Origin of the sequence: Mycobacterium sp. HUMS_12744610, from assembly GCF_041206865.1 — a bacterium.
GTDB classification, from domain to species: Bacteria; Actinomycetota; Actinomycetes; order Mycobacteriales; family Mycobacteriaceae; genus Mycobacterium; species Mycobacterium servetii.
The window spans coordinates 3,265,453-3,283,031 of record NZ_JBGEDP010000001.1 but is presented as its reverse complement, the minus strand read 5'-3'; the positions used below and the strand labels follow the sequence as shown (position 1 = coordinate 3,283,031).

The following is a 17,579-nucleotide window of genomic DNA, read 5'->3' as shown; positions in this document are numbered from 1 at the left end:
CCGTGGGTGCCGCACCGGGCTAGCCTGGCTGCCGTGGACGCAGACCGATTCGACGCGAGCGTGTATGCCCGCCGCCTGGCCGCGGCGGCCGCCGCGACCGCCGACGCGGGTCTCGACGCCCTGGTGATCACCCCGGGCTATGACCTGCGGTACCTCTGCGGATCGCGGGCCCAGACGTTCGAACGGCTCACCGCGCTGGTGTTGCCGGCCGCCGGCGATCCGATGGTCGTGGTGCCGCGCCTCGAACTGGCCGCCCTGAAGGGGTCCGCGATCACGGAACTGGGCTTGGCAGTGCGCGATTGGGTCGACGGCGATGACCCTTACGCGCTGGTGGGCACGGCCTTGGGCGGGGGCCGCGTCGCGACCGCCGTCACCGATTCCATGCCGGCGCTGCACCTGCTGCCGCTGGCAGGGGCGCTCGGCGTGCTGCCGGTGCTGGCCACCGGGGTGATGCGCGGGCTGCGGATGGTCAAGGAGGCGTGCGAGATCGACGCGTTGCGCAAGGCCGGTACGGCCATCGACCGGGTGCACGCCCGGGTGCCGGAGTTCCTCGTTCCCGGGCGCACCGAAGCCGACGTGGCCGCCGACATCTCCGAAGCCATTGTCGCCGAAGGGCATTCGGACGTCGCGTTCGTCATCGTCGGCTCGGGACCGCACGGCGCCGATCCGCACCACGGCTACTCGGACCGCGAACTGCGGGTGGGCGACATCGTCGTCGTCGACATCGGGGGAGTTTACGAGCCCGGCTATCACTCCGACTGCACCCGCACCTACAGCATCGGGGACCCCGAACCCGAGGTGGCCCAACGCTATTCGGTGCTCGAGCGTGCCCAGCGTGCGGCCTTGGACGCGGTGCGCCCGGGCGTGAGCGCCGAGCAGGTCGACGCCGCGGCCCGCGAGGTGCTGGCCGAAGCGGGGCTCGCGGAGTATTTCGTGCACCGCACCGGGCACGGGATCGGCCTGTCGGTGCACGAGGAGCCCTACATCGTCGCCGGCAACGACCTGCCGCTGACGGAGGGGATGGCCTTTTCCATCGAGCCCGGCATCTACTTCCCCGGCCGGTGGGGTGCGCGCATCGAGGACATCGTCGTCGTCACCGCCGACGGCGCCCTGGCCGTCAATCACCGGCCGCACGAGTTGATCGTGGTGCCCGTGTCTCGGTGATGGTGTCACCGGGGCCGCGTAGGTTGGGCGGGGTGTCACTCCTGGGGGATCTCACACTGCTTCCGCTTCGCGTCGCACGCCACATCGCCGGCGCCGTCGTGCACACCCTCGTGCCCGCACCGGCTCCGCCTGCCGAGCTGGTCGTGGTCGGCGGCATGCCCGAAGGCGTACCGCCGGCGGCGCTGCGGCCCGAGCCGCCGCTTCCCGTGCCGTCGGACTGGCCGTTCGGCGAGGAGTTCCCCCGCACCTGCGGCGCGGGCCGGGTGGCCGGCGGTGCATTGTTCTGGACCGACTTCATCTACGACGACCACGGTGCGACGGGCCTGCCCGTCGGGGACCTGAAGATCCAGGCGCCACCCCGGGGCACCTACGTCTATCCGGCCGGGCCCGCGGCCCGCAACGGCGCCGACATCTTCCGGGTCGCCATCGGGCTCACCGACACCGACACCTGGTGGCGAATCGACTGGAACACGCTGCTGGACGCCTCGGTGCCGATCGCGCTGTTCGCCATCGACACCGGCCGCGGCGGGTCGGCCGCCGCGACCTGGCCCGCCGGGGCCGGCGTGCGCTCGAGGGGTGTCGACCTGGCGTTGCGCATCTCGGGGCGCGGCGCCGCGCTGATCGACATGTCCTCGCAGGTGAGCACGCCGGTCGAGCACAGCGTGGACATGGAGTCGCGGTCGTTTCTGGCGCGGGTGCCGCGGTCGCTGGCCGAGCCCGCCGGAAGCTGGACCGTGCGAGTGGGCGCGGGCCTGGCCAACGAGGCCGGGGACGGGTTCGCCGACGTGCCCGCCGACCACGGCGCGCTCCCGGGCCAGCCAAACGTCTACAACGTCGCCTTCCGTACCAACGCGCAGGAAGCGCCGCACCTGAACTTCTGGTCCGATGCGGCGCAGGCCGCGGCGCTGACCAAAGGCGACGTGTCGGAGTTCGCCGTCACGGTGGCGTGGGACCGGCTCGCGTCCGGCCGGGCCGATCCCGAGCCGGTCGTCACCGGCCCCTCGACGCGTTGGTACGTGTCCTCCGTCGAGTTGGGGCAGGGGGTGGCTCCCGACGACATTTTCAGTCTCAAGCCGCAGTTCCTGGGGCGCGTGCAGCCCTATTCGATCTGCGTGCCGTCGAGCTTCAAGCCCGGCCAGTCGCTGCCGCTGACGCTGCTGCTGCACTCGCTGGCGCTCGGGCAGAACCAGTTCGCCGCGATCGACCCGCGCCTGCTGCACGAGGTATGCGAGGGCCGCGACTCGGTGGTGATCACGCCGCTGGCCCGAGGGCCGTCGACCTGGTATTTCGGCACCGGGGAACTCGACGTCTGGGAGGTGTGGGCGCGGGTGGCCGAACAACTGGGCACCGACCCCAACCGCACCGTGATCTCGGGCTACTCGATGGGCGGATACGCGGCCTACAAGCTAGGTCTGAGCTATCCCGAGGTGTTCGCACAGGCCGTGGTGCTCGCGGGACCACCGGCGTGCGGCGTCCGGTTGCTTCCCGACGTCGACATCCCGGCCGACGTCGACCCGGACTCGACCTGCGCGCGCGAAGGCGACACGTGGAAGCTGCTGGTGAACGCCCGCTGGCTGCCCTACGTCATCGCCCAGGGATTGATCGACGAGCTGGTGCCGTTCACCTCGGTCGCCGAGCAGGTACTCGAGCTCGATCGGCTGGGCTACCGCCACCGGTTCACGACCTACCCGCTCGAGGACCATCTCGCCTGGGTGTTGCAGGACAAGTTCGAGGACCCGATCTCCCACATGGGAACCGGTCTGCGCCAAGCCGATCCCGGACACATCACCTTCGCGTGGTACCCGCAGTTGGTGCATCCCGACCTGGGTATCGGACCGCACCGGGTGTGGTGGTTGTCGGACCTGACGGCCGATCCCGCGGTGACGGAGCGGCGCGGCGCCGTCGCGGAAGTCGACGCGCGGTCCTACGCCCGGCCGGACCCGACGCACACCGTGCATTATGACCGCGGCGTGGTGCTGAACTTCGAGCCGACCCCCGGGGTGTACAGCGCGCTGGACTGGCGGGTGGGGGCACCCCCGGCCCCGATGCCGTATCTGACGCTGCGGTTGACCGGGGTCGCCGGCCTCACGCTGGATGTTGCGCGTGCCGGTCTGGCCGCACTGCCGGCGTCGACGATCATGGTGACCACCGACGCCGCCGCGCGCGTCACGCTCGGCGGGTTGCCCGTTGGGGTCGAGGTGCGTCTGGATGGCGAGCCTGCGGGATCGCCCGTCGCGGTGCCGGCTGGGCGGCATCAGATCACGTTGGGGGCGCGCCGGCCTGTTAGCGCGTGAGTTGTGCTGTTTTGTTCGTGAGGGCTAGCTTGGCGGCGCGGCCCCTTGGGTGATTAGCACCGATCGCTGGCGAGGTGAGAATTCCGCGGGTGACTCCGTTGGTGGTGGACCCTGTGGTGTTGTCTGCTGCGGGCGCCGCCGTGGTGGCGGCCGGGGATGGGCTGGCTGCGAATCTCACGGTGCTGGTGGGTGGGTTTGCGGCCAACACCGGGCACGATCATGGCGGGACGGCGCTCGGGTTGGGGTATCAGTGCGCGGGCCAGTCGCTGGTGAGCGCGGCGGCGGCCGTGGTGAATGCGTGCCGGTTCAACGGGGCCAAGATCGAGCTGTCGGGTGCGCTGAGCGCGTCCACTGCGCTCGTCGGTGGCCAGCAGATTCCCGAAGGCGCGCAGATCGGTGAGGTGTTGTCGCAGATCGGTGACCATGCGAGCAGCGTCGGCGCGCAATGCGGGAAGCTGGCCGCGACCCTCGACCGGTTCGCCGAGGAGGTGAGCTACGCCCAGAAAGCGATCCGGGACCTGTTGCACCGGTTGGGGTCGCTGGGCGATATCGCCCACGATATCGCGTTGGTCTTGGAGGGCAAGGCGTTCGACGAGGTGGAAAGGATCGCCGCGGACATCAACGCCGTCCTGCATTGCCTGGGCCGGGAAGCCCCGGCGTGGGAGCAGTCGCTGGATGGGGGCGTGCAGGCCGTCGACGGCCTGGTGGTGGGGATGGAGCGGTTTATGGGCGGCCAGTTCACCCATTTCCTGGGCCAGCAGGTCGGCAATCAGGTGGCGGCGACGTTTGACACCTGGGTCAACACCGGTGAGGGGTTCCTCAAGGGCGCCTACGAGATGGCCAGGGGCATCGAGGGGGTGGATCCGTGGTGGTTTGTGCTCGACCCGCAGGGCGCGGCGGCCACCTGGAAGACCATGACCAAAACGGGTCTGCTCAACCACGTCCTCAACCCCCAGGATGCCGTGGACGCCGACAAGCAGATGGTCGGATCGCTGCTGCACCTGGACGATTGGCGCGCCGATCGCCCGGGATTGGGGTTGGGGGAGAACCTCTTCGACGTCGCGACGCTGGTTGTGCCCGGGGTCGGTGAGGCCGGAGCCGGGGCCAAGGGTGCCGCCGCGGCAGGGCGGGCCGCCGAAGAAGGTGGTCAGGCCGCCGGCGTTGCCGGGCGTGGTGCGGGAGCCGCCGGTGCCGGCGGCGCGCTGGGCGATATCGGCAAAGCCGGGGCGGGGCTGACCAGAGCCTGTCACGATTTCTGTGTAAGTCAGAGGTGATTTGACTACGAGTTGTATTCTAGCACAATGGGATTCGCCCAGGGAATAGTCTGGCGAGTGTGTTGAGCGCCACAGTCCAGTTGTGCGTTCCAGTACCCGAATAGCCTCCTCTCTCGCTGGAGATGTTGCGCAGCCCGAGGTACAGCAACTTCATCGCGGCGTCCTTGTCCGTGAAATGACCACGGTTCTTGGTGATCTTGCGCAACTGGAAGTTGATCGACTCGATCGCATTGGTGGTGTAGACCTGGATTTTTCATCGAATGTGGAGCTCAGGGGTGTCGTTAACGTGAAAGGTGCACTGCCGCAAGGATAATCGGAGTATTCGAGGCTCGGTTATCCAGGATGGGAGTGCACCTGTCAGATGCAGGCTACTACGGATTGGTCGAAGAATGTCCGAGTTGAGGTCCGTGGCGACGACGTGGTCGGGCACGCCGGTAACGTGATACCCCGGTTGCTGGCCGACAATCTGGGTTTGACCAGCGGTTTGTCGTCGGTGCTGTCGCGCCCAGAAGTCACCCACGACCGAGGCGCGGTGTTGCGCGATGTGGCGGTATCGATCGCCGGCGGCGCGCAGAACCTGGCCGGCACCGCGGTGCTGCGCGATCAGCACCGGTTGTTTCAGGCGGTGGCGTCGGTTCCGACGATGTGGCGGTCCCTGGGCGAGATCGACGAGCAGAGCATCACCGAGGTCACGGCCGTGCGCAACAAGGTCCGCTCTCGGGTGTGGGAGGCGATCGAGGCCCGCCACGGTGCGATCCCGGCTTCGCAGACCTGCTATGGGGACCTCGGGGACACGATCGTGATCCGCATCGACGCGTCGCTGATTCAGTCGCACAGCGATAAGCAGCACGCCGCAGGCAATTTCAAAGGCGGGTTTGGCTTCCACCCGCTGTTGGCGTGGTGTGACAACACCGGCGAACTGCTGGCGGTGATCGCCCGTGCAGGCAACGCCGGCTCGAACACCGCGGCCGATCATATCGCGATCATCGACGCCGCGATCGCGGCGATCCCGGCCAAGTGGCGCCGCAAGTTGCTGGTCACCATCGACGGCGCGGGTTCAAGCCACGCCGTCGTCGAACACCTGGAGAAACTCAATGCCCGGCCGGGGATGTCAGTGGGCTACTCGGTCGGATTCGACCTCGATGAGCGGGTCCGGGTCGCGATCGGCCAGATGCCCGATGCGGGATGGCAAGCCGCACTGGATGCCACCGGAGCGGCCCGTGACGACGCCCAGGTCGCCGAGTTGACCGGGCTGCTGCGCCACAGCACCGGAGGGGATCGGCTGGTCGGCTGGCCGGCCGGCATGCGCATCCTGGTGCGGCGCGAAGAAATCGAACACGGCACCGAGCCTGTCACGATTTCTGTGTAAGTCAGAGGTGATTTGACTACGAGTTGTATTCTAGCACAATGGGATTCGCCCAGGGAATAGTCTGGCGAGTGTGTTGAGCGCCACAGTCCAGTTGTGCGTTCCAGTACCCGAATAGCCTCCTCTCTCGCTGGAGATGTTGCGCAGCCCGAGGTACAGCAACTTCATCGCGGCGTCCTTGTCCGTGAAATGACCACGGTTCTTGGTGATCTTGCGCAACTGGAAGTTGATCGACTCGATCGCATTGGTGGTGTAGACGATCTTGCGCAACTCCACCGGATAGTCCAGGAACGGAACGAATTCCCCCCAGGCGTTGTGCCACACGTCAATTGCACCCGGATATTGGGCGCCGAATTGCTGGTCGAACTCCTTGAGTGCGAGTTCGGCTCCATCGACGGTCGGCGCACTGTAGATCGCCCGCATCGCGGTGGCGACCTTCTTGCGGTCCTTATAAGACACGAAGCGCATCGCATTCCTAATGACGTGCACGACGCAGGTCTGCACCACGGTATCGGGATAGATCGAGCGGATCGCATCAGGCAGACCGGTCAGCCCGTCGCAGCAGGCGATGAGGATGTCGCGCACCCCGCGGTTGCGCAGGTCGATGACGACCTTCTGCCAGAACTTCGCCCCCTCGGAGTCCTGGATCCAGCAGCCCAAGGCGTGTTTGCGGCCCTCCAGATCCACGCCAATGGCCAAATAGGCGACCTTGGTGGTGATGACCCCGTTGTCGCCGATCCGCAGCCGCAGCCCATCGATGTAGAGGATCGGGTAGACCTCATCGAGCGGGCGGGCCTGCCAGGCCTTGATCTCATCGACCACCACCTCGGTGATATTGGAGATCAACTCCCGCGACACCGACGCCCCATAGACCTCCTGCAGGTGGGCTTCGATATCGCGGGTGGTCATTCCCCGTGAATACAGCGACAACACCACCGAATTGATGTTGTTGAGCCGGCGGGTCTTCTTCGGCACAATCGCCGGCTCAAACGAGCCGTTGCGATCACGCGGCGCATCGATCTGCACCGGGCCGTTGACGGTGGTCACCGTTTTCGGCGTGGTGCCGTTGCGCGAATTTCCCGATCCGCGTCCGGCCGGATCGCCGGCCTCATAACCCAGATGGTGGGTTAGCTCCGCATTCAGCGCCCGCTCCAGCACGGCCTTAGTCAGCTGGTTCAGCAAACCGTCCGCGCCGTCGATCGGGGTCCCGGTCTTCACCGCATCCTTAATCAACGAGTCCAGCGTCTCTTCGGTGAACATCTCGGCCAGCCGCCGCGCCGCGGTCGTCTCCTCAGCCGGCATCTGCATGGTCTTGGTCACAAAACACTCCTTCTGTCCGCCCAACGGCGGTCCGATGATGGACCACCCCGGACTTACACAGATGGAATGACACGCCCACGGCACCCAGTTGTCATTGTTCGAGCAGCTGGCCGGCTACCGCTACCAGGTCCTCGCCACCTCGACTGCCGGTGGACAACCCCAGCGACTGGAAGCCCGCCACCGCGTCCACGCCCGGGTGGAGGGCTTCATCCGCACCGGCAAAGACACCGGCCTGGCCCGCTGGCCCTCACACTCGTTCGCCATCAACACCGCTTGGGTCACCGCCGTCGCGATCGCCATCGACCTGCTGTGCTGGATGCGACTGCTACTCCTGGACGGCCCACTGGCCAAAGCCGAACCCGCCACCCTGCGCTACCGGCTGCTGCACGCCGCGGCCCGGCTGATCAAACGATCCCGCTACCTGATCCTGCGGATCCCCCAAACCTGGCCCTGGGCACAAGAATTCGCCGACGCCCTCAACAGGGTCCGCGCCATACCCTGACCCACAGGCCCCTATGCCCTCTCGACCCCAAGAAAGGAGTAACCACCCCCGGGATAAAGGACCCGGCGTCACCGCACGACACGCGGCGCCGCCGCCTACCCCCAGCCTCAAAACCTCGACAAAGCTGCCGCCCCGCAGACCGCCACAGCAGAACCCGGGCCACCGTGAAATTCTGAGGTAGACGATCTTGCGCAACTCCACCGGATAGTCCAGGAACGGAACGAATTCCCCCCAGGCGTTGTGCCACACGTCAATTGCACCCGGATATTGGGCGCCGAATTGCTGGTCGAACTCCTTGAGTGCGAGTTCGGCTCCATCGACGGTCGGCGCACTGTAGATCGCCCGCATCGCGGTGGCGACCTTCTTGCGGTCCTTATAAGACACGAAGCGCATCGCATTCCTAATGACGTGCACGACGCAGGTCTGCACCACGGTATCGGGATAGATCGAGCGGATCGCATCAGGCAGACCGGTCAGCCCGTCGCAGCAGGCGATGAGGATGTCGCGCACCCCGCGGTTGCGCAGGTCGATGACGACCTTCTGCCAGAACTTCGCCCCCTCGGAGTCCTGGATCCAGCAGCCCAAGGCGTGTTTGCGGCCCTCCAGATCCACGCCAATGGCCAAATAGGCGACCTTGGTGGTGATGACCCCGTTGTCGCCGATCCGCAGCCGCAGCCCATCGATGTAGAGGATCGGGTAGACCTCATCGAGCGGGCGGGCCTGCCAGGCCTTGATCTCATCGACCACCACCTCGGTGATATTGGAGATCAACTCCCGCGACACCGACGCCCCATAGACCTCCTGCAGGTGGGCTTCGATATCGCGGGTGGTCATTCCCCGTGAATACAGCGACAACACCACCGAATTGATGTTGTTGAGCCGGCGGGTCTTCTTCGGCACAATCGCCGGCTCAAACGAGCCGTTGCGATCACGCGGCGCATCGATCTGCACCGGGCCGTTGACGGTGGTCACCGTTTTCGGCGTGGTGCCGTTGCGCGAATTTCCCGATCCGCGTCCGGCCGGATCGCCGGCCTCATAGCCCAGATGGTGGGTTAGCTCCGCATTCAGCGCCCGCTCCAGCACGGCCTTAGTCAGCTGGTTCAGCAAACCGTCCGCGCCGTCGATCGGGGTCCCGGTCTTCACCGCATCCTTAATCAACGAGTCCAGCGTCTCTTCGGTGAACATCTCGGCCAGCCGCCGCGCCGCGGTCGTCTCCTCAGCCGGCATCTGCATGGTCTTGGTCACAAAACACTCCTTCTGTCCGCCCAACGGCGGTCCGATGATGGACCACCCCGGACTTACACAGATGGAATGACACGCCCGCTGACCAAAGACCTCGACGGCCTCACCGGAGATCTAGCCAAGCCCGAATCCCCGCGCGGCGCCCAACCCGTCGGACGGCCGACCGACACGCTGGCCCCGGCCCCCGTCAAGCACGCACCACACCCGGACGACCCCGCGCCGGCAGGTGGCGCGCACGAGCCGGCACCGGCCCCGCCGGACGGCCTGCGCGAACCGGCGTCAGCCCCGACCTTGCATGAACCGGGGTCGACGCCGACGGATACACCGCACGAACCGTCGTCGTCTCCGCCGGCCAAAGGTCCGCACGATCCGGTGCCGGCCGTCGCCGGCGGCGCCCGTGAATCGTCCTGGGCGGACGTGCCGGCGGCCGAGCAGGTGCCGCAATTTCCCGGTGGATCGCCCGCCGCGCCAGCATCCGACGCTGCGCACCCACCTGCGCCGGCTGACGCATCGCCTGCGCCTCGCACTTCCGATTTCGCTCCTGCCAGCGGTCGTCCGGCTGAATTGCCAACTCCGCGTGTTGGTGGGCCAGGGACGCCAGGCGACGGCGTGTCGGCTGGTCAGCACCAAGGAAAACCGCCGCACGGCCTGATCTGCGTGGACATGGTGTGATGGCGGTGCGTCAGACGGCTACTCGCGTGAGCCGCACCTGCACGATGGAACACCTCAGAGGCCAGGGTCCCGGAAAAGTCACGTCTCATGAGGTCAGGATCAATTTGAGGGCGTGATCTGGGTGTCTGGCGTGGTGGCGGAGGCCGGCGGCGATGTTGTCCCATCCGGTGATGCGGAGTATTCCGATGGCGAGGTTGCGGCAGGTGGCCATCACGCGTGGCGCTTGACCGGTACTGTTTTGCGTCTGACTTCGCGATAGAGATCGGTGTGTCGATCAGACGACATCCGACGGGTTCTCCGAGCTCTCTTGGAGGATCTGATCATGTCCGAAGCAAACTCTGGTGGCGACCGCTCGCACCGTCGCCCGAAGCGGTTCTTGAGCCCGTCGCAGAAGTACGAGATATGGCTGCAGCTGGTACGCCAGGAGGTGACGATCGCCGAGGCCGCCGCCAACCATCAGGTGGATCGCACGACGATCATGCGCATCCGCACGATCGCCAAGGAAGGTGCGCTGGCCACGCTGGCGGCAGCCAAGCCAGGCGCGGCGGCCCGCCAACGCGACTACGAACTCGATGCCGCCAAGGCCGAGAACGCGCGGCTGTCCGAGGCACTCAAGGAGATGGCCGTGCGGCTGACGTTGGTCGAGGGAAAAGGGCGCTGGGGCTAAGTGGCCGAGTCCCACACCGTGTCGACGTGGCCCAAGACGGCGCTGTTGGGCTTGCTCGACCAGGCGGTCGATGAAGGTTGGACACTGCGCCAGGCATGCCATGCGTTGGAGCTCGGCGAGCTGCGGGCACATCGCTGGATCGCTCGCCGAGCGATCGGCCAGCTGGTCGACAAGATCCCTGGTGGGTCGCCCATGCATGGGCTGCTCGACGAAGAAGTCAGCGAGATCTTGGCGTTGTTCGACCAGTGGGGCGAGACCGACCGCTCGCACCGCAAGCTTGCTCACCGCGGCTCTTATCTGGGCCGGGTATGGGTGTCACCGTCGAGTGTTCGTCGGGTCCTGTTCTTGGCGGACAAGCACTTTCGACCACTTCCCAAGCCTGGACGTTCTCAACGCAAGCCCTTCCCGGATTGGGTGGACTACAAGCCGAACTCGATCTGGATTTACGATACGACGCACTTCACCAGGGCGGGGATGGCAGTGTTGATCATTCAGGATTTGGTCTCGCGCAAGTGGATCACCGAGGTCGTCTCCGCTGAGGAAACCTCCACCCAGGTCGAGATCGGGTTCACCGACGCGCTCGACATCGAGGGACTCCTGCAGGCCGTTGAGCGACGCGCCGACGGCCTGGTCGATATCGGCATCGACGACCAGGCCCGGCCGATCCTGCTCGCGGTGTCCGATAACGGTCCCCAGATGACGTCGGGCTCGACGCGGGAGTTCATGGCCATGTCTGCGATCGCCCAGCACTTCGGACGCCCCGGAACGCCGACCGATCAAGCCTGGATCGAGAGTTTCAACGGGCACCTCAAGGCCGAGTTCCCGCACCTGCTCGCGATCGAGGACCCCGCCACCCTGCGCGCCGAACTTGCCGTCACCCGCCAATTCTGGAACGGAGTCCGGTTGCACGCCGGCATCGGCTATGTCACGCCCAACGACGAACACGAAGGACGAGGGGAGGCCATCCGCAAAGCACGCCAAGCCGGGCTCGAATCCGCCCGCAACCGCCGACTTGCCTGGCACCGCCAGCAAAGGCACACTCAACCCATACAGGATCCCGACGATGTTGTCTGATCAAACGCGAATGTCTATCGCAAAGTCAGAAACACCTCACTACGTACCTGTGATCCGTCCTCGGCGAAAGTGACGTCTCGGACCCAGTGAAGGCGATTTTCTATGCTCCAGTGGCCCTGTACCCAGGCGGCGAGTCGCTGCGGCGGCGCCGCCGTGTGGTTTGCTGAGGTGATCAGGTAGACGACCTCGACGGTTTTGGTTGCTTTGTCGGTGACGGTGCGGCGCAGTTGGGCGACTTGGGCTGCGTCGGGAAAGTCGATCCAGTCGGGAGCGTCGGCGACCTTGATCGTTCGGGTGACCCGCCGGCCACGCTCAACAGTCGTGGCGGTGTGCGCGGGCATGTCCTTCCACGGCAGCTTCTTGAGCGTCTGGTGCAGGGTGGGCATGTTCGCCTTGACCGTGAACACGTAGTCCCCACCCGCCCCGGTGATCGCGGTGGCAGTGTCGGTCTGGGTGTGCATCGCATCAAGGGTCACCACCGCCCCTTCCAGATCGAACTGTCCCAACAGTGTTCGCACAGCAGGTATTTCGTTGCTCTTTGCGTCGATGGCCACCTGCCCGAGCACCGCACCGGCACCATGGTCGAACGCGGCGACCAGCTGCGGCGCCTTACCGTCGGGGCGGGTGCGCGCACCTCGCAGGGTCTTGCCGTCCAACGCGATCACCCGGCGTTGCTCGACGGTGAAGGTTCGCGTCCACATCCATGTGCCCAACGCCCGGTCGAGGGCGTCGGCATCGATGCGGGCGAACAACTTTCTCAACGTCGATTCGTCCGGAACGCTACCGCTGGTGAGTCCGAACGAGGCCAGATTGTCAATTGCGGTCTCTGCGGCCCACTGACCGATCGCCGCGAACGAGCGGCACCCGGCCAAGGTAGCTGTGACCGCCAGTGCGAGCACCCCGACCAACGAGTAACGCACCCCGCGTCGGTCACGTGGGTCGGGCACCGTGTTGAGGACACTCAGCAGTCGTTCGTGGCGCGTCGGATTCGCATCGGCAGGCGGCGTAGGAGAAGATGGCACGCGGGTGTGACCTCGGGTTCGGATGGATGGATTCGCAACCTGCATCCAAACCCGTTGGTCACACCCGCCACATACGCCACGCCGGTCACGCGGCGATAACAGCCAAGGTCACAGCACTACGCATCAACTTTTCCGGCACCCTGCCTCAGAGGCCCGGCGACGGGCACGGAAACCATGGCGGTGCGACTGAAGGCGGCGTCCCATCGCTGGCTATTGACGAGTTGACCTCGGATGATCTTTCGGCATTTGCCGACTACACTGGCTCAGGCTACATAGACATGAACGAGGCGTTGAGGAGCGATGCTTTGGACGCGTCTCAATCCGCTCGCATTGAAGCGCTAAATAATGCATTGGGAAAGCTCCCCGCATATGAGGGGCCAGTGGTCCGTGGTACTAATCTCTCCCGAAGTTCTTGCTGAATATCGACCAGGCGAATACATCATCGAAAAAGGATTCATGAGCACGACAAAGGATCCAGTCGTGGCTCAGTCGCCAGCATTTGCAGGGAATGTCGAGTTCAGAATCGTATCTTTGCCGGTCGCGGCGTTTCTGCAGTTTCAGTGTTCCCGGCGGAACAGGAAGTGCTATTTCGTTCGCACACCAGATTCTTGGTGATCGATAATAGGGTGGATCCCCTAACTGGCCGAACTATCATCGAATTGATGGAAGACTAGAATAACCATGAACGAAATGACACCACGGGAGGTCTAAGGTGAGGGAGATCGCGGGGAAGGTCTTTATGGCCCGGGAAGAGGCAGGCGCTACTCCGCCGTCTGCGGAAAAGCTGGCGCGCGCACGACAACTTTTTGATGAGTTTCAGGAGAAAGTAGACGCCGTTGCCGACGAAGATCGGCCAACAGAGATCTCGCCAAAGTTTTGGGATGACATTTCGGGTACCGAGTATGACCCTCGGAGGGGAGATCGCTAAACGCGAGGAGTCGGGGCGCCGACGGCTTTGCCTCGGGCAACTCGGCCCGAGCAGGCCAGACTATCCCTCGCCCCGGTCGAGCAGCGTCGAGGACCCCAGCACCCGCTCCACCTGCACCTCGATGACGACCCGTCGCGGGTTGGGCTTGGGGGTGCGGTAGCGCTGGGCGTAGCGCAGCTCGGCGTCGCGCACGGCGTCGGCGTCGCTGTTGACCTTGGACCGGCCTTCCAGCGACAGCCATCGCGCACCGTCGACCTGGCTGAGCACGGCGACGCCGGCGCGGTCGGCGTTGACCGCCTTCTGCGACCCGCCGGAGGTGATGACCCGTGCGATGTGAGTCTTGGGATCGAAGGTGAATCCCACCGCCACGACGTGCGGTGAACCGTCGTTGCGCAGCGTGGTCAGCATGGCCAGATGACGTTCCGACAGAAATGCCAGCGCGTCGTCGGTGAGCCGGGTCGTGGTGTTCGCCATCACCGCCCACGCTAGCGCAGGTGATAATCGCAGCCGTGGATGACACGGGCGCAGGCCCGATACTGATCCTGGGCGGCCGTAGCGAGATCGGCGTCGAACTCGCCCGCCGCCTGGCTCCCGGCGCGACGGTGGTGCTCGCCGCCCGCCACGCCGACCGGCTCGACGAGCAGGTCACCACGCTGAAAGCCGCCGGCGCGGCTGCGGTGCACACCGAAGAGTTCGACGCCGACGACCTGGCCTCGCACGGCCCGTTCGTCGCTGCGGTCGTCGACGAGCACGGCCCCATCGCGACCGCCGTGCTGGCCTTCGGCATCCTGGGCGACCAGGCCCGCGCCGAAGTCGACGCCGCCCACGCCACCGCCGTCGTGCACACCGACTACGTCGCGCAGGTCAGCATGCTGACCCACTTGGCGACGGCGATGCGTCAAGCCGGCAAGGGCGCGCTGGTTGTGTTCTCCTCGGTGGCCGGGATCCGGGTGCGCCGCGCCAACTACGTGTACGGCTCGGCCAAGGCGGGTCTGGACGGCTTCGCCAGCGGCCTGTCCGACGCGCTGCACGGCAGCGGCGTCAGCCTGCTGATCGTCCGCCCGGGGTTCGTGATCGGGCGCATGACGCAGGGCATGTCGCCAGCGCCGCTGTCCAGCACCCCGCAGCAGGTGGCCGAGGCCACCGCGCGCGCGCTGGCAAAGGGGCGGCGCACCGTGTGGATCCCGTGGGCGCTGCGGCCGGTGTTCTTCGCGATGCGGTTGTTGCCGCAGTTCGTGTGGCGCAGGATGCCCCGATGATCCGCACCGCCGAATATGCTGAGCGGCGCTTATGATCGTCGTGGTCGGCATCGGCGCCGACGGCATGGCGGGCCTGTCGTCGGTGTCACGCTCCGAATTGGCAAGAGCCACCGTAATTTACGGCGCAAAGAGGCAACTCGCCCTGCTCGACGCCACCGTCACCGCCGAGCGTCGGGAGTGGCCGTCGCCGATGCTGCCCGCCCTGCGGCAGCTGCCCGTCGAGGCCGGCCTCGACGTCCACGTCGTGGCCAGCGGCGACCCGCTGATGCACGGCGTCGGCGGCACCCTCGTCCGCATGTTCGGAGCAGGCGAAGTCACCGTCCTGCCGCACGTCTCGTCGGTCGCGCTCGCCTGCGCCCGGATGGGCTGGAACGTCCACGACACCGAGGTGATCAGCCTGGTCACCGCGCGGCCCGACACCGCGGTGCGCCGCGGCGGCCGGGCGATCGTGCTCTCGCGCGACCACACCACGCCCGCAACGCTGGCGGGACTGCTGCACGCCCACGGCCGCGGCGATTCCTCGATGACCACCCTCGAACAACTCGGCGGCCCGGGCGAACGCCGCCGCGACGGCACCGCGGGGCAGTGGGCCCACAACGCCCCGCCGGATATCGACGATCTCCACGTGATCGCCATCCACTACCTGCCCGACGAACGCATCTCGCCGCTGCCCGACGACGCGTTCGTGCATGACGGCCAGATCACCAAACACGCGATGCGTGCGGTGACCCTGGCGGCGCTGGCGCCGCGGCCGGGGGAGCGGTTGTGGGACGTCGGCGCGGGATCGGGCAGCATCGGTGTCGAGTGGTGCCGCAGCTGGCCGGGCTGCAGCGCGGTCGCGTTCGAGCGCGACGGGAAACGCCGCGAGAACGTCAAATTCAACGCCGTCGCCTCGGGCGTGACCATCGACGTGCGCGGCGACGCGCCACGGGCGTTCGACGGGGCCGAAACCCCGTCGGCGATCTTCGTCGGCGGCGGGCTGACCCAACCGGGTCTGCTCGACGCATGCTTCGACAACTTGCCCCGGGGCGGGCGCTTGGTCGCCAACGTGGTCACCGCCGAATCGGAAGCCGCGCTGATCCACGCGCATTCGCGATTCGGTGGACTGCTGCGACGTTTCCAGCACTACCAGGGCGAGCCGCTGGGCGAGTTCACCGGCTGGCGCCCGCAGTACCCGGTCACCCAATGGTCGGTGACGCGGTGACGGTCTACTTCATCGGCGCGGGTCCCGGCGCCGCGGACCTGATCACCGTGCGCGGGCAGCGAATCCTGCAGCGATGCGGGACATGCCTCTACGCCGGATCGATCATGCCCGACGACCTGTTGGCGCTGTGCCCCCCCGATGCGAAAGTCGTTGACACCGGACCGCTCACGCTCGAACAGATCGTCGCGGAGCTGGCCGACGCGGACGCCGCCGGTCACGACGTGGCGCGGCTGCACTCCGGCGATCCGTCGCTCTACAGCGCCGTGGCCGAGCAGTGCCGTCGGCTCGACGCCGTGGGCATCGGCTACGAGATCGTGCCCGGCGTTCCGGCTTTCGCCGCGGCCGCTGCCGTGCTGAAGCGAGAGCTGACCGTTCCCGGGGTGGCGCAGACCGTGACGCTGACCCGGGTCGCCACGCTGTCGACCCCCATGCCGCCCGGGGAGGACCTGACCGCGCTCGCCCGGTCCGGCGCCACCCTGGTCCTGCACCTGGCCGCCGCCCAGATCGATGCCATCGTCCCGCAGCTGCTCGCGGGCGGCTACCGCCCCGAAACGCCGGCTGCGGTGGTGGCTTTCGCAAGCTGGCCGAAGGAGAGCGTGCTGCGCGGCACGCTCGCCGACATCGCCGGGCAGATGCACGACGCCGGTGTCACCCGGACCGCCGTCATCGTCGTCGGTGACGTGCTGGCCGCGCAGGGGTTCACCGACAGCTACCTGTACTCGAGCGGGCGGACCCGGGGAACCAGGCACTGATGCGGGTATTGCTGCTCGGCGGCACCGCCGAGGCGCGGGCACTGGCCCGGGCCCTGCATCCACGGGTCGACATCGTTAGCTCGCTGGCCGGTCGTGTGCCCGACCCGGCCCTGCCGGTCGGGCCGGTGCGCATCGGCGGATTCGGCGGCGTCGACGGGCTGCGGCGCTGGCTGCACGACGAGGGCATCGACGCCGTCGTCGACGCCACCCACCCGTTCGCGGCTACGATGACCGCCCACGCCGCCCAGGTGTGCCGCCAAGTAGGCGTGCCACACCTGGTGTTGGCCCGCCCCGCCTGGGACCCGGGTGCGGCCATCGTCGTCGCGTCCGACACCGAAGCGGCCGAAGTCGTCGCCGCGCAGAGCTATTCGCGGGTCTTTCTCACCACGGGCAGGTCGGGCGTCGGGGCATTCGCCGGCAGCGACGCGTGGTTTCTGATCCGCGCGGTGACCACCCCGGACGGGGCCGTGCTGCCGCGCCGTCATCGCCTGGTCCTTTCCCGCGGTCCGTATCGCTATGACGACGAGCTCGCCCTGTTGCGCGATCACCGCATCGACGCGTTGGTGACGAAGAACAGCGGCGGGGACATGACCCGGGCGAAGCTGGATGCCGCCGCCGCGCTGGATGTCGCTGTCGTGATGGTGGCGCGGCCGGCGCTGCCGGCGGGCGTGCGCGCCGTCGGAACCATCGATGAGGCCGCTGAATGGGTGACCGGGCTCGGCTGATCGCCGGCCAAGCGCCGCTTTCGATGCCGCTGATCTGCCCGGCCGCGAACGCCACCTGGCGCAGGCCGACGCCGATCGCGGCCCAGCCACGGTCGTGCGACCTCGGAGAACCGA

15 protein-coding genes and 2 pseudogenes are annotated in these 17,579 nt (G+C 66.9%); 12 read left to right on the top strand and 5 right to left on the bottom strand.

From position 1 onward, the window contains the following. Window positions 1-33 precede the first annotated feature (33 nt). The 3 genes from AB8998_RS16105 (at window position 34) to AB8998_RS16095 (ending at window position 4,732) form a co-directional block, all read left to right on the top strand. Entirely contained in the window at window positions 34-1,164 is a 1,131-nt protein-coding gene (locus AB8998_RS16105) for a M24 family metallopeptidase (protein WP_369738784.1), read from the top strand. Further along, the gene (locus tag AB8998_RS16100; protein WP_369738783.1) at window positions 1,164-3,458 is read left to right on the top strand and encodes an alpha/beta hydrolase-fold protein; all 2,295 of its coding nucleotides are present in this window, start codon (window positions 1,164-1,166) and stop codon (window positions 3,456-3,458) included. Before AB8998_RS16105 ends, AB8998_RS16100 begins: the two co-directional genes overlap by 1 nt. Before the next feature lie 89 nt (window positions 3,459-3,547). Continuing rightward, the gene (locus AB8998_RS16095) at window positions 3,548-4,732 is read left to right on the top strand and encodes a hypothetical protein (protein ID WP_369738782.1); all 1,185 of its coding nucleotides are present in this window, start codon (window positions 3,548-3,550) and stop codon (window positions 4,730-4,732) included. Between the two features lie 19 nt (window positions 4,733-4,751). Here AB8998_RS16095 and AB8998_RS16090 read toward each other — a convergent pair. Then, window positions 4,752-4,976, bottom strand: a pseudogene (locus AB8998_RS16090) (transposase); the annotation flags it as partial. Between the two features lie 117 nt (window positions 4,977-5,093). Between AB8998_RS16090 and AB8998_RS16085 the strand changes: the two are divergent. Next, entirely contained in the window at window positions 5,094-6,101 is a 1,008-nt protein-coding gene (locus tag AB8998_RS16085; RefSeq protein ID WP_369738781.1) for a transposase, read from the top strand. A gap of 30 nt (window positions 6,102-6,131) precedes the next feature. Here AB8998_RS16085 and AB8998_RS16080 read toward each other — a convergent pair whose 3' ends face one another. Further along, window positions 6,132-7,367 carry an IS256 family transposase gene (locus AB8998_RS16080; protein WP_369741377.1) on the bottom strand — a complete coding sequence of 412 codons (1,236 nt, stop codon included), beginning with the start codon at window positions 7,365-7,367 and terminating at the stop codon, window positions 6,132-6,134. 139 nt (window positions 7,368-7,506) lie between these two features. On the opposite strand from AB8998_RS16080, the gene AB8998_RS16075 reads away from it, so the two are divergent. Continuing rightward, complete coding sequence (locus tag AB8998_RS16075; protein ID WP_369738780.1) at window positions 7,507-7,920, top strand: transposase; 414 nt, start codon at window positions 7,507-7,509, stop codon at window positions 7,918-7,920. A 177-nt stretch (window positions 7,921-8,097) separates the two neighbouring features. Here the strand turns inward: AB8998_RS16075 and AB8998_RS16070 are convergent. Then, window positions 8,098-9,114: pseudogene (locus AB8998_RS16070) on the bottom strand (IS256 family transposase); the annotation flags it as partial. A 499-nt stretch (window positions 9,115-9,613) separates the two neighbouring features. On the opposite strand from AB8998_RS16070, the gene AB8998_RS16065 reads away from it, so the two are divergent. From AB8998_RS16065 to AB8998_RS16055, 3 genes are all read left to right on the top strand, one after another. After that, on the top strand, window positions 9,614-9,814 hold the full coding sequence (locus AB8998_RS16065) for a hypothetical protein (RefSeq protein ID WP_369738779.1): 201 nt from the start codon (window positions 9,614-9,616) through the stop codon (window positions 9,812-9,814). A gap of 342 nt (window positions 9,815-10,156) precedes the next feature. Continuing rightward, window positions 10,157-10,501, top strand: coding sequence for a helix-turn-helix domain-containing protein (locus tag AB8998_RS16060; RefSeq protein ID WP_369738708.1), 345 nt, complete (start codon window positions 10,157-10,159; stop codon window positions 10,499-10,501). Next, window positions 10,502-11,575, top strand: coding sequence for a transposase (locus AB8998_RS16055; RefSeq protein ID WP_369738778.1), 1,074 nt, complete (start codon window positions 10,502-10,504; stop codon window positions 11,573-11,575). Window positions 11,576-11,589: 14 nt separating this feature from the next. Here the strand turns inward: AB8998_RS16055 and AB8998_RS16050 are convergent, their stop codons facing one another. Next, entirely contained in the window at window positions 11,590-12,642 is a 1,053-nt protein-coding gene (locus AB8998_RS16050; RefSeq protein WP_369738777.1) for an ISAs1 family transposase, read from the bottom strand. 943 nt (window positions 12,643-13,585) lie between these two features. Further along, complete coding sequence (locus AB8998_RS16040; protein WP_369738775.1) at window positions 13,586-13,999, bottom strand: F420-dependent biliverdin reductase; 414 nt, start codon at window positions 13,997-13,999, stop codon at window positions 13,586-13,588. A 35-nt stretch (window positions 14,000-14,034) separates the two neighbouring features. Here AB8998_RS16040 and AB8998_RS16035 point away from each other — a divergent pair, with 35 nt between their 5' ends. The 4 genes from AB8998_RS16035 to AB8998_RS16020 are packed head-to-tail and all read left to right on the top strand — an operon-like array spanning window position 14,035 to window position 17,465. Continuing rightward, window positions 14,035-14,784 carry a decaprenylphospho-beta-D-erythro-pentofuranosid-2-ulose 2-reductase gene (locus tag AB8998_RS16035; protein WP_369738774.1) on the top strand — a complete coding sequence of 250 codons (750 nt, stop codon included), beginning with the start codon at window positions 14,035-14,037 and terminating at the stop codon, window positions 14,782-14,784. A gap of 31 nt (window positions 14,785-14,815) precedes the next feature. Then, the gene (cbiE, locus tag AB8998_RS16030; protein ID WP_369738773.1) at window positions 14,816-15,988 is read left to right on the top strand and encodes a precorrin-6y C5,15-methyltransferase (decarboxylating) subunit CbiE; all 1,173 of its coding nucleotides are present in this window, start codon (window positions 14,816-14,818) and stop codon (window positions 15,986-15,988) included. Then, window positions 15,985-16,740 (top strand): precorrin-4 C(11)-methyltransferase, encoded by a 756-nt coding sequence (gene cobM, locus AB8998_RS16025; protein ID WP_369741607.1) that lies wholly within the window; start codon window positions 15,985-15,987, stop codon window positions 16,738-16,740. The genes cbiE and cobM overlap by 4 nt, the downstream gene beginning before the upstream one ends. After that, window positions 16,737-17,465 (top strand): cobalt-precorrin-6A reductase, encoded by a 729-nt coding sequence (locus tag AB8998_RS16020; RefSeq protein ID WP_369741606.1) that lies wholly within the window; start codon window positions 16,737-16,739, stop codon window positions 17,463-17,465. The genes cobM and AB8998_RS16020 overlap by 4 nt, the downstream gene beginning before the upstream one ends. Window positions 17,466-17,579 lie beyond the last annotated feature (114 nt).

What these genes read in the sequence shown, in the direction of transcription:
- AB8998_RS16100 (WP_369738783.1), top strand. Translation starts at nt 1,164, where the DNA reads ATGGTGTCACCGGGGCCGCGTAGGTTGGGCGGGGTGTCACTCCTGGGG.
- AB8998_RS16085 (WP_369738781.1), top strand. Translation starts at nt 5,094, where the DNA reads ATGCAGGCTACTACGGATTGGTCGAAGAATGTCCGAGTTGAGGTCCGT.
- AB8998_RS16060 (WP_369738708.1), top strand. Translation starts at nt 10,157, where the DNA reads ATGTCCGAAGCAAACTCTGGTGGCGACCGCTCGCACCGTCGCCCGAAG.
- AB8998_RS16050 (WP_369738777.1), bottom strand. Translation starts at nt 12,642, where the DNA reads ATGCAGGTTGCGAATCCATCCATCCGAACCCGAGGTCACACCCGCGTG.
- AB8998_RS16040 (WP_369738775.1), bottom strand. Translation starts at nt 13,999, where the DNA reads ATGGCGAACACCACGACCCGGCTCACCGACGACGCGCTGGCATTTCTG.
- cbiE (WP_369738773.1), top strand. Translation starts at nt 14,816, where the DNA reads ATGATCGTCGTGGTCGGCATCGGCGCCGACGGCATGGCGGGCCTGTCG.